This is a genomic window from Vibrio tubiashii (genome assembly GCF_028551255.1).
GTDB classification, from domain to species: domain Bacteria; phylum Pseudomonadota; class Gammaproteobacteria; order Enterobacterales; family Vibrionaceae; genus Vibrio; species Vibrio tubiashii_B.
This window is the reverse complement of sequence record NZ_CP117029.1, coordinates 1118898-1130871: the sequence shown is the minus strand read 5'-3', so window position 1 is coordinate 1130871 and position 11974 is coordinate 1118898. Positions and strand designations below refer to the sequence as shown.

General features: G+C 46.2%; 9 protein-coding genes. 1 reads left to right on the top strand and 8 read right to left on the bottom strand.

Translation table 11 applies throughout. The annotated features are described in order from the left end of the window. Positions 1-270: 270 nt before the first annotated feature. From ruvB to LYZ37_RS05100, 6 genes are all read right to left on the bottom strand, one after another. Complete coding sequence (ruvB, locus tag LYZ37_RS05125) at positions 271-1275, bottom strand: Holliday junction branch migration DNA helicase RuvB (protein WP_171322695.1); 1005 nt, start codon at positions 1273-1275, stop codon at positions 271-273. A gap of 14 nt (positions 1276-1289) precedes the next feature. Beyond that, entirely contained in the window at positions 1290-1907 is a 618-nt protein-coding gene (gene ruvA / locus LYZ37_RS05120) for a Holliday junction branch migration protein RuvA (protein WP_004744293.1), read from the bottom strand. A 78-nt stretch (positions 1908-1985) separates the two neighbouring features. Next, the gene (locus tag LYZ37_RS05115; RefSeq protein ID WP_272786756.1) at positions 1986-3437 is read right to left on the bottom strand and encodes a methyl-accepting chemotaxis protein; all 1452 of its coding nucleotides are present in this window, start codon (positions 3435-3437) and stop codon (positions 1986-1988) included. 138 nt (positions 3438-3575) lie between these two features. Further along, positions 3576-4097 (bottom strand): crossover junction endodeoxyribonuclease RuvC, encoded by a 522-nt coding sequence (gene ruvC, locus LYZ37_RS05110; RefSeq protein WP_004744295.1) that lies wholly within the window; start codon positions 4095-4097, stop codon positions 3576-3578. A gap of 54 nt (positions 4098-4151) precedes the next feature. Continuing rightward, entirely contained in the window at positions 4152-5891 is a 1740-nt protein-coding gene (locus LYZ37_RS05105) for a glycoside hydrolase family 36 protein (protein WP_272786755.1), read from the bottom strand. Between the two features lie 258 nt (positions 5892-6149). Further along, positions 6150-7121, bottom strand: coding sequence for a porin (locus LYZ37_RS05100; protein WP_272786754.1), 972 nt, complete (start codon positions 7119-7121; stop codon positions 6150-6152). Positions 7122-7481: 360 nt separating this feature from the next. Between LYZ37_RS05100 and LYZ37_RS05095 the strand changes: the two genes are divergently transcribed. Continuing rightward, positions 7482-8225, top strand: coding sequence for a substrate-binding periplasmic protein (locus LYZ37_RS05095; RefSeq protein ID WP_272786753.1), 744 nt, complete (start codon positions 7482-7484; stop codon positions 8223-8225). Between the two features lie 63 nt (positions 8226-8288). Here LYZ37_RS05095 and torA read toward each other — a convergent pair whose 3' ends face one another. Together torA and torC are read right to left on the bottom strand one after the other, a co-directional pair. Beyond that, positions 8289-10751 carry a trimethylamine-N-oxide reductase TorA gene (gene torA / locus LYZ37_RS05090; protein WP_272786752.1) on the bottom strand — a complete coding sequence of 821 codons (2463 nt, stop codon included), beginning with the start codon at positions 10749-10751 and terminating at the stop codon, positions 8289-8291. 24 nt (positions 10752-10775) lie between these two features. Beyond that, the gene (gene torC / locus LYZ37_RS05085; RefSeq protein ID WP_272786751.1) at positions 10776-11960 is read right to left on the bottom strand and encodes a pentaheme c-type cytochrome TorC; all 1185 of its coding nucleotides are present in this window, start codon (positions 11958-11960) and stop codon (positions 10776-10778) included. Between the last annotated feature and the right edge of the window lie 14 nt (positions 11961-11974).

Genomic DNA, 11974 nt, shown 5'->3' with positions numbered 1-11974 from the left:
AAAAGGTTTATAGCCAGAGTTCGCTTTGATTTGTATCAAGTTTTGTACGGCATTTTTGACCAAAAAACCATCACATTGATCTGCATCAACAGTTTGAAGGGTGTTTTGTTACGAAGGGGTTATTGGTGACAGGCCATTAAGTATTTATGCAAAACAAGCAGTTAACAAGTCACTCAATTGCGCTACCTATTAAGTAGTAAGTAAATTACATTAGTGTGATGTAGATCATCAAAAGAAAAAGCCAGCTTCTGCGAGCTGGCTACTGAAAACTTATTTTTCAATTCCGAAATGAAGATAAGCGCGATCTGTGGCAATTCTTCCGCGTGGTGTCCGTTGCAGGTAGCCTTGCTGAATCAGGTAAGGTTCAAGAACATCTTCAATAGTGTCTTTTTCCTCACCTATTGCAGCCGCCATGTTGTCCAAACCGACAGGACCGCCACCAAACTTCTCCATAATCGCCAGAAGAAGCTTTCTATCCATATAGTCGAAACCTTGCGCGTCAACGTCCAACATATTAAGTGCTTTGTCTGCGACCTCTGCGCAGATGTGGCCGTTACCTTTTACTTCTGCGTAGTCTCGAACTCGTCGTAATAGGCGGTTGGCGATTCGCGGTGTACCACGGGCACGTCTTGCCACTTCCAACGCCCCCTCAGACTCCATAGATAGACCTAAACAGTCAGCACTGCGCTGAACAATGTTCTGCAAGTCTGGGATTTTGTAGTACTCCAAACGCTGAGTAATACCAAAGCGATCGCGCAGTGGCGAGGTCAACGAGCCCGCGCGCGTCGTTGCCCCAATCAGAGTAAAGGGAGGCAAATCGATTTTTATAGAACGAGCAGCCGGGCCTTCACCAATCATGATATCTAGCTGGTAATCTTCCATCGCCGGATAAAGCACCTCTTCAACCATAGGGCTAAGTCGGTGAATCTCGTCAATGAAAAGAACATCATTCTCTTCGAGGTTGGTGAGTAGCGCTGCCAGATCGCCTGCCTTTTCAAGTACTGGGCCAGAGGTAGTACGAATGTTCACGTCCATCTCGTTGGCAACAATATTGGCTAGTGTTGTTTTACCCAAACCAGGAGGACCAAATATCAATAGGTGATCGAGCGCTTCATTACGTAGCTGTGCTGCTTTGATGAAGATCTCCATCTGATCACGAACATGATCTTGGCCTTTGTAATCTTCCAGTTTCTTCGGACGTATCGCTCGATCGATAACATCCTCTTCTTTATACACCGTGTTATCTGGTGCGATTAATCGATCCGCTTCAATCATTGTTCAAGCCTTTTCTATACCATCGACTTCAGCGCTTCACGAATAAGCTGTTCGCTGCTCATCTCGTCCGTCTTCACTTGTGAAACCACTTTAGATGCCTGAGTCGGCTTATAGCCTAATGCCAGTAGCGCACTGATTGCTTCTTCTTCAGCATTTGACTGAGCGGGCTGCGGCGCTGAGTCTACAGGAGCCGCGTCGGTGAATGGGGTAAATAGGTCTCCCGCGCTCCAGCCTTTTAGCCTATCCTTCATTTCTACTACAAGGCGCTCTGCTGTTTTCTTACCCACACCCGGCAGTTTAACTAAGGTCGAAACATCTTCACGCTCAACACTGGCGACAAACTGACTCGCTGTCATTCCCGAAAGAATCGCTAAACCGAGCTTAGGACCGACGCCATTGGCCTTAATCACTTCACGGAACAAGGCGCGCTCTTTAACGGTATTGAAACCATACAGTAACTGGGCATCTTCTCGGACAACAAAATGAGTATAGATGATCGCTTCTTCACCGATACTCGGTAGCTCATAGAAGCAACTCATCGGCATTTGTACTTCATAGCCAATGCCATTAACTTCAATCAGTAGTTCAGGAGGTTGTTTCTCGATAAGAATGCCGCGCAGACGTCCAATCACGGTAGTTACTCTTTAGAAATGAATTTGCGACAGGATAATAAAGAACTGGATAGACATCCAGTCCTTTATGATTTAGAGCTAGATTTTTGAGACAACTTGATCAAGTTGCGAAGTTAAGGTTCTTACTGCGTCTACCTGTGAGGTCAATTGCGCACCATTTTGCGCTACGTTCTCGGAAATTGTTTTCGTTTCAACCACGCCATTCGCCACTTCACTGCTCGCTTGGTCGAGTTCTTTGAGTGCCATCATTTGGCTGGACATGATATTGGCAAGTCCGTTGACGTCTTGTGAGATGGCAGAAACTTCGGTAATCATCGACTTCATTTTCACCGCACTTGAATTAACGACGTCTTGTCCGTGTTTCACTTCCTGTTCGCTGCGGTCAAGCAAGTTTCTAATCTCTATCGCCGACTGGCTACTTTTAGCGGAAAGGTCACGCACTTGCTCCGCCACGACGGCGAAGCCACGACCTTGCTCCCCTGCCCTCGCCGCTTCAATTGCAGCATTGAGCGCCAGTAGGTTAGTTTGTTCTGCAACAGAGGTGATCAAATCGGCCACTTTCATGATCTCTTCATGGCTACCAATAATTTGGCTGATGGCTGAGGTAGAGTCTTCAAGTAACTGCGAACTGGTCTCCGCTTGCTGGTGAACCGCGTCACTGCGCTCTCTAAGTTCATCAACAAAACGGGTTGAACCTTCAATTCCTTCGGCAAGCTGATGAACTTGCTGACTCATCTGCTCTGCCGCACTGGCCTGAGATTCACAATTGATGTTCAGGTTCGAGACCTGATCATCTAGCGTCAATGACTGAGATTCCAGTGTTTGCGACACATCTTTCAGCTGTATTGAGTTTTGATTGGCTTGCTCTAGAACATGAGAAAGATTCTGTTCACCGAGTGTGGCTTTCTCTGCAATCGCTTCACTATCACTTTTTGCTCGCTCTGCGATTTCAATCGCTTTATCTCTTTGCTTGGCGGTGAACGCCTGAGCAATACAGATAACCACTAAAGGCAATACCGTTCCAGACCAAATTTCAACGCGTTGCGCAGATTCAGATAACTCTAATACCGGAAACGAGTTACCAGAGACATGCATAAAGGTCATGATGGCGGAACACAAGATAACCGTCACACTCCAACTGATAGCTACCATTCGCGTACCAGATAAGAAGAATGCCACCACAAGTAAGGGAACCCAGTAAGTTTGGGTTGACTCTACAACACCGCCGCTTTGGTAAATGATATTAAGGGCATGCACCGACATACCAATAAAACCGAGGTTGAGTGCGATTTTCGGGTTCTTTAACAGTTTTAGGCAAACGGCAGCAAAGAGCTCCAATCCAATCAGCAGTATCGAAGTCATAATTAAGCCATCATGACCGTGCTTAGACCACTTTATCAGGCTATAAACGCCGACGAGAAAAGCGATGAAAGAAAATAGAGAGAGGGTGTCCGCCTGACGCTGTTGATTTTTCGTCCATTGAGGTTGCTTGGGCATACAGAATTGTCGCCACACGTTGACAGGGTTCATGTTCAATCTTCCTTGATTGATATCTTGTTAGACCTCTGACCACTATATTAATGCAACATTTTTATAACAAACCCAGTAATCAGATCTGTTTTATATGTCTCAATTTTGCACCAATAGGAAGTAAATAGTGTGGAATGGTTAACGGTAACGTCCGCGTCTCGCGCTGGTAGCTTTGCCTGCTAAAGCTACCAAGGTTTTGTTGGTGTTGGCGTGACAGATCGCGACACCAAGGGCATCGGCCGCATCAGCTTGAGGTTTAGACGGGAGTTTAAGCATATGTTGAACCATATGCTGCACTTGCTCTTTATCCGCCGCACCTGTACCAACCACGGCTTGCTTAATCAAACGAGCTGCATACTCGTAAACCGGCAAGTCGGCGTTGACCGCGGCAACAATTGCGCTACCACGAGCTTGACCAAGTTTGAGCGCAGAGTCTGCATTTCGTGCCATAAAGACCTGCTCTATAGCAAATACATCTGGTTGAAACTGAGTGATGATCTCTGAAACGCCCGCGTAGATTTGCTTAAGGCGACCGGGCAGTTCTTTTTCGGAGGTACGAATACAGCCGCTACCAAGATATTGCAGATGGCGACCCGTTTGACGAATCACACCATAGCCTGTGATACGAGAGCCCGGGTCAATACCAAGTATGATTGACATTGTTTTCTTTATTATCGCGTTAATCTAGCTCGACATTTTAATCTAGCTAAGAGGCTATAGCGAGGTAATTATCGCTCGGCTAGACAATCCAGATTCTAAACCCACCTCTAATACTTGGGTCGGTTCATGAACCAATTTTTCTCCTGTCCAGTAATCGTACCAATAGACAGGGAAATTGGCAGTTAACGTGACTTCTCTGGCGGTACTTTGATAATTGAACAAACAGTGGAGGTCATTTCTCTCAGTCAGTTGAAGAAAAGCATGATGAAGATTCAACGCCGTGAATCTTGCGGCCTCCTGATTATGCCTATGTCGAATGGCCAGTTTAGCCAGCGTTTTTTTAGCGAATGGCGTGAGTTCCGGTAGCGGATCACCAGAAAGTAACAAGCCTCCACTCGCCAACAGCGCATCTCGATGGAACTCGTAATACTTCCTCTCGGTTGCCTGATTGGCTAAAGAGACAAACGTCGCGCAATCCGGATCGATTTGCCATAGTTTTCGATGCTGCCAACTGCGGTAAAACGTCTCTTTGGCAATCTGTTCAAACCTTGTCGCGCAGCGTTCTACGTCATCAGACACTCGCATGGCATCCACCAGCCCCAACGATGGCCACATTGGCGCATTGCATCCAAGTACTAATGCATCCCCCGCCCCTTCAATGATGGCTTGCATGCCTAAACGATAAGCTTCGACACCTGTGACACCTGACTGACTGCGAACCCCTTTCAATGTTCCCCAGTAGTTAGCGTCAAGCTTAAACATTTCGACGCCCCACTCTTCACGCATGGTACGGACGACACGCGTTAGGTGTTCTTGGACTTGTAGATTAGTGGTATCAAGGATGTACCATGGAGTACAGCGCCAACCTGCATAAGTGACATCTTCGGCTTTGAGCAATCTTCCATCTTCATGGCGCACAAACCAATCAGGATGATTACGAAATATCTCAGACTCGGGCTGCGCAATAAAAGGCGCAAGCCAAATAGCAGGCTTTTTACCATTTGAGCAAATTTCTCTGAGGACAGATTTAATGCCAGAAGGGAATTTGTCAGAGGGTGTTAACCAATCTCCCATGAATGCTTGGTATCCATCATCAAGCAGGACGTAGTCAAACGGCTTTAGATGCTCGCGCATTTGTTCAACATTAGCGTGTATATTTTGCTCGGTCACTTCAGCGTAGTAGGCATACCATGAGCACCATCCTAGAGGCGAATCTTGTGTCACGCCTTTGCGTACCGGATGCTGCTCCTGTATCAAACCACTGTATTGCAGATAGAGCTCAGATAAAGACTCTCCTCTTAAAACCACAACGGATTCTAGACGATTCGTTGACCAATCTTGTGGGGCAGTTTGTTCCCCATCTATGTAAGCATTGATCTTAACTCGGCCATCCTCATCGCCCACAGTGAAATACCCGGCAAAGCGATGACAAGAGGTAAAGCCAAACAACGCATAGCCAAGCGAGTCTTCGACCACTAGGTAATTGTAGTAACGTTTAGGGGCTTTAGAAGCGTAGAGTCGATAACTAGAGCTGTTGTCTGGGCAGCGACCAATATCAACCGGATCTTCGTAAGTACCAGTGGTTTGAGCCAGCATTTGAAAACCGTCACCCAGCAAGGTGGCGCGACGTTCAAAATCAAAATCTGTCTGAAAAAGCAGAAACTGCTCATCGACGGGATCATTGGATAAACCCCGATAAGTAAAGGTAACCTGATTACCGATAGCATCAGCACTAAGATCGCTGTTGGGAATAGTAAGGATACGCTCGTGGGCTAAATGCAGGAGTTGCGACATATCACGCTCTGCTTTGTCGTTATTTTTCTCAATTAGAGCATTGGTACAATTCGTTGTCTATTTGGTCATCAACGCATTACGTAACGGCGATCACGTTTCTATCATCCTTGGAGGCGAGACAACCCAATTTTTCTCATTAAGTGAAAAATGAAAAAACCCTCCAACTCCGGAGGGTGAAAAGGCAGTGGATTATGCGTTAAGCATCCTGCTTATAAAAGCCCACCGAAGTGGGCTACAAACGTAGAGGTGAAGAGAATCTTAGAATGCGTAAGCCAGTTTTAGGAATGACTCGATATCACCTTTCTGCAGACCCGTACCTTTTGCAGAATCGTAGCCTTCGTCAGATACGTGGTATGCGATATCAACCAGTGCTGTAAAGTTATCTGTGAACGCGTAAGAACCACCGAAGTTAACCGCTTCACGTGTATCTTCAATCGTTACGTAACCAGCGCCTAGGTATAGAGCGTCAAGTGTGTAGCCAACTGACGTGTTGTACATTTTAACTTTTTTTCCGTCAGCAAATTCTTCCTCAGCAACTGTTGCACCGATACCTACTGCGCCAAGATTAACAGCACCGTTAACTAGGTATAGCTTATCTGTCTCACCTTCAGTTTCATCGTTGTCTTCGTAACCAAGGTTAACCATAAATGTTTCGTTTTCGTAACCTAGGTAGCCGTTGTAACCACTTTGACGATCAGTGCCTTCATAGTTACGGTCACCAAAGTAAGAGATACCGTATTTAACACCTTCTTTGTCGCCTTCAAACTTCACCACTTGGCGAGCATCTGACGCATCGTTTGGTGACCATAGGAACTCGATAGTTTTATCCGCTGCACCGTCAACTGCATCTAGCGCTGTGTCGTTTGCGTAACCGATAGACGCTACACCAGCACCCGTTTTGTAACCAACCCACGTGTCAGTGATCGTGAACGTAGAATCAGAAGTTCCGTAGTCGTCTTCAATATCAAACTCACCACCAAACTTACCAACAATGTTGCCATTTTCGTAGTCAGCGAAAATATCAAAACCCGTTACGCCACCGTTATAGAACTCTTCGTCTTTAGCTGATGAGTCATCATTAACCTCACCACCTTCTTTACGGTTTTCTTGGTAATAACCACCGATAGCAAACTCACCTGATACAGTGAACTGATCACCTGAAAGTGCTTCTGCCGCTACTGCTGACCCGGCTACAAGAGATAGTGCTACTGCTAGTGCTGTCTTTTTCATTTCTTTGTTCCTATAGATTTTTATTTATGAGCGTCAAATGCCATCTGCACGCTCTGAAAACAAAAACTATTGGTGCTAGTAATGATTCACAAATGAATCAATAAAAAAGCCGCTCCGCAATTGTGATTAAGGGTAAATTAAAAAGCTAAATTTACCTGATTGTTCGCCTACGAACTCAGTTGAAATAAGGGATACTTGCACACCGATATACTCTAAGAACATCAACAACGTCGCCGTAAAAGAAGAGGTACAAAGTTCAAAAGCTAAAGCAAAAATTCGCCATCGTTTAGTGCACCTAAACACACATTTTTAGTTTTCTATGACTAAACTTAAGGGTGAGTTGATAGTTGGACATATCAGGTGAAAAGAGACAGATCGAACAAACTCATCCTTTTTATCTGCTGGCTTTGGTGCAGCCTCTCAGTCGCTGCGCCATTGAAAGTCGCTCAAGACTTGTGGCCTCCTTATGTGATGAACTCCGCCCTAGGCAGCGGTATTGCCCATGATCTCGTCATTGAAGGGTTGATTTCTGCGGGGTTTGAAGTTGATTACTCGGTTAAGCCTTGGACGCGGGTACTCAAAGAAACGATTAATGGTAAAAATGACGTCATCATCGCGATTTGGAAAACTGAACAACGAGCTCGCGATTACATTTTCACCGATCTATATATGCACAACAAAATGGCGGTAGTCTCTCGTCAAGAGTCCAGTTTTGAATATAAGTCACTAAGCAGTTTGAAGGACACCCGTGTCGCCCTAATCGATAACTACGCATACGGCGCAAAGCTTCTAGATTACCAAGGCCTCATTCCAGTCAGCTCAATCCACCTGCCTAACAGTATCCGCCTTGTTTTGTCTGATCGCGCTGATGTTCTAGTCACAGATGAAGCTGTGGGTCGATGGACGATTAAAGAAATGAGACTCGATGCCTCTAAGCTTAGTTTCAGTCCAGTCTATCTCGATACAACCCCACTCTATGCCGCCGTGAGAAAAGATCACCCTCAAGCTCAACAAATCGTCTCTGCCCTCAATGCCTATTTCAAAGATCATGGTGCGCGACAACTTGAATTACTAAAAATTAAGTATGGTCTCTCGGATAACTAACGCTCGTTTCTGCAAGCAAAAAAATACCAGCCGCTTGGCTGGTATTTTTCGTTCTAGTGTCGATTATGCCACTTCGATTGGACCACCGAATGACGTCACTGGCGGTACTTTACCGCTGAACTTCTCGAAGTCCACGATACAAGTGTTTGCCGATGTCGCCTGTGCTAGCTCTGAAGAACCGATGTCTTGAGTTAGCGTGTTTGGATCGCCGTAAGTACAGATAGCGCCTTCTTTCTCGTTTAGAGGACCATACCATGCACCTTCCTCGATACGGATAACACCGCGAGGGTAGCTATCAGTAACCACTGCACCTGCTAGAAGCTGACCACGGTCATTGAAGACGCGCACTAGGTCACCATCTTTGATACCCTTCGCTTTCGCATCCTCAGGGTTGATGTAAACAGGTTCACGACCTTGTACCGCATACGTTGCGCGGAACTCTTCAGATTCACACATCTGAGAGTGCAGACGCTTGTCTGGGTGACAAGATTGTAGCCAGTACGGGTGTTTGTCTGAGCCAGGACCACCGTGTGAACGTTCTGATTTCTCGAACCACATTGGGTGCTCTTGACAGTGCTCGTAACCGTAACGGCCGATCTTACGAGAAGTGATCTCGATGAAGCCAGACGGCGTACCTAGAGCGTTGATTTCTGGGTCTTTACGGAAGTCAGCATGACGAACCCAAGGCTTACCTTGACCGAAGTCTAGTACGCTTTTCTCCCAGAACTCAGCAAATTCTGGCATCTCAAACTTGCCTTCGTTGGCTTTCTTACAATCGTTATATAGGCTTTCGATCCATTCCATCTCGCTCATACCACGAGTGTACTCGTCACGACGACCAAAGCGTTGAGTTAGTTCACTCATGATCTGGAAGTCTGGCTTAGATTGGAACAATGGATCGACAAGGCGATGCATTGCGATCAAACCTTTACTTGAGTACGAACCGTATACGTCGATGTCGTTACGCTCCCACTGAGTACAAGCTGGCAGTACGATGTCTGAGAAACGACACGTTGCAGTCCAAGCAAACTCAACAGTCACAACCGTTTGAAGCTTCTTGAATGCTTTCTTCATGCGGTTACGATCTTGGTGGTGGTGCCAAGGGTTGTTACCTGAGATCACCATCATCTTGAAGTCAGGCAGTTTAACTTTACCACCGTTGTAACGAATCTCTTTACCAGGTTCCAATAGACAGTCGATCCAGCGCGCTACAGGAATAGTGCGGCTATAACCGTTAAAGTCATTGTTGTCCCATTTAGGCTTCATACCCGTATCTAGGTTACGAGGGAAACCACCAGGGCCCGCAAAGCCCGTTGAAGGAACACCGATACTTGAGTAGTGGTGACCGTAAGAAATACCGCCACCCGGTAGACCAATTTGACCAACCATTGCAGCCACAACAGCACCTGCCCAGTATGGCTGTTCACCATGCTCTTGGCGTTGGATACACCAGCCCATTAGGATCTGAGTACGGCCGCTTACAAGCATACGTGCAAACTCACGAATCTTGTCCGCTTTCACGCCACAGATTTCCGCAGCCCATTCAGGAGTTTTCACCACTTTATCTTTGGTTTCACCCTGAACGTACTGAATGAACTCATCAAAACCTAGACAGTAAGTGTCGATAAACTTCTTGTCGTAAAGGTCTTCGTTGTAAAGCACGTGTGCAACAGCCAGCATGAAGGCAACGTCTGTCATTGGGTTAATGTACAGATGGTCGTTCTCTAGGTAACGCTGAGTCTTGTTCTTCACAGGGTCAACTGAAAGTACGTTGATCTCGCCTTTTGCTACTTTCTCTTTTAGCTGAGCTAAGTAGTCAAATGACTCGTGAGTTTCACAGTTCCAACCTACTTGCAGGTTCTTCACAGGGTCATTTGCCCAAAGAATGATGTTGTCTGCATTTTCTAGAATTTCAGACCAAGAAGTACCTTGTGCATATACTTCTGTTGAACCTAGAACGTATGGCAGAATCGTTTGACCAGCACCTGTCGAGTAGTCACCCACTTTAGTGATGAAGTTACCGTGCATACCAACCGCGCGCTGCATGTGCGCAGTACAGTTGTTGAAAGCACCAGTTTGGTTCCAACCCGTTTGACCTGCATGCAGTGCCCAAGGACCGTAGTCTTTCTGCACACGCTCAAGTTCACGGTAGAACAAGTCTAAAGCTTCATCCCAAGTAACACGGATGAAACGGTTGTCACCGCGTGTCTCTGCGCTGTATTTATGTTTCTTAAGCCAATCTAGACGCACCATAGGGTAACGTACACGTGATGGGCTGTAGATAATACCTTTGATGCCGTTCAGCATCTCTGTTGGGTTTTTATCTGTTTCTAGCGGTTTGATTTCTTGAACTTTACCCGCGTAGATGTGGGCGCGGAATGCGCCCCAGTGTGAACCAGTTACCTTCCAAGTTCCTGTTGTTTCCGCAGCGCTTGCAGAAGCAGATGCCAATAAGCTTGGACCGATGACTGATGCTGCGCTCGTTGTCGCTACACCTTTTAGAAAACTTCTTCGTGTAATAGCCATTTCAAATACTCCGTCTGACGCTTATTAGTGGTGGCCTTCAGCATAATCTGAAGAGTGCTTCTGTAGGTACTTCAAGATCAGTGCTTCACTATCTGTATCTAGGTTAACGAACGCAAGCATACCGTCGAACATACCTGGCCAAGTGTTCGCATCGAAGTGCGCTTCATCTGGTTGGGTGTGACATACAGAACAGTTTGTCTTATACGCTTCTTTCGATTTTTCCCAAACTGGAGTGATGTCGTTCAACATTGACTCTTTCTTCAGCCATACTGTTGCTGCCACTTTCTCCCATGGAAGACCTGTAAGCTCATCCACTTTCTTCTCGCCAGTCGTCACAATGCTATCGTCTGTTGATGCTTCTTTAAGAAGAGACGCAACCGCAATGTTTTTACCAAAGTCTTCTTGGATTACACGACCAAAGCCTTTCGCTTTACGCCAGCCGTCGATTTCAATTGAAACAAATTCGCCTTTCTCTTCCAGAACTTTAACTGAAGAAGCTGGATTTAGAAGACCGGCTTCTTTTTGACCTTCAGCGTCAAAGTAAATTGGTAGGTGACGCACGCTCACTAGTGTTTGGCCTGCCGCATAGCTAGTATTAGAAGCAAGAGATTCTAGATCGCCAACGATACCACCAATGCTATCCATACCAGCAGGCAGTTTGTGGGCAATACCTTTGTGACAGTCAACACAGCTCTGATCTTTTTCTGCCGCTTGCTTCATCTGGATACGAGCCGTTGGTGACATTTGCTCGAAGTCCATCGATTCGTAGTTGTGACAGTTTTTACACTCTAGGGATTTGTTTGCAGAGAAACGATCCCATTCATGTTTAGCAAGCTCGATACGACGCTCTTCAAACACACCTGGTTCATCATAGTTACCAAATACTTGTGCGAATACTTCTTTAGAAGCCTGCATCTTACGTGCAATTTTGTCTGTCCAGTTATGAGGAACGTGACAGTCAGGACAAGTTGCGCGCACACCAGAGTGGTTCTTCCAGTGCACAGTTTCTTGTAGTTCAACGTACACGTTGTCACGCATGGTGTGACAACTAATACAGAATTCTTCAGTGTTAGTCGCTTCTAAAGCAGTGTTGAAACCACCCCAGAAGATAACACCCGCGATAAAGCCGCCCATCGTCAGCACACCTAGGCTGATATGAACCGCTGGGCGCGTCATGGTGCGCCACAGTTTAACAATCAATGATTTCATGGTTTGCTCTCTTA

What these genes read in the sequence shown, in the direction of transcription:
- LYZ37_RS05115 (WP_272786756.1), bottom strand. Translation starts at nt 3,437, where the DNA reads ATGAACCCTGTCAACGTGTGGCGACAATTCTGTATGCCCAAGCAACCT.
- LYZ37_RS05105 (WP_272786755.1), bottom strand. Translation starts at nt 5,891, where the DNA reads ATGTCGCAACTCCTGCATTTAGCCCACGAGCGTATCCTTACTATTCCC.
- torC (WP_272786751.1), bottom strand. Translation starts at nt 11,960, where the DNA reads ATGAAATCATTGATTGTTAAACTGTGGCGCACCATGACGCGCCCAGCG.
- ruvC (WP_004744295.1), bottom strand. Translation starts at nt 4,097, where the DNA reads ATGTCAATCATACTTGGTATTGACCCGGGCTCTCGTATCACAGGCTAT.
- LYZ37_RS05100 (WP_272786754.1), bottom strand. Translation starts at nt 7,121, where the DNA reads ATGAAAAAGACAGCACTAGCAGTAGCACTATCTCTTGTAGCCGGGTCA.
- ruvB (WP_171322695.1), bottom strand. Translation starts at nt 1,275, where the DNA reads ATGATTGAAGCGGATCGATTAATCGCACCAGATAACACGGTGTATAAA.
- torA (WP_272786752.1), bottom strand. Translation starts at nt 10,751, where the DNA reads ATGGCTATTACACGAAGAAGTTTTCTAAAAGGTGTAGCGACAACGAGC.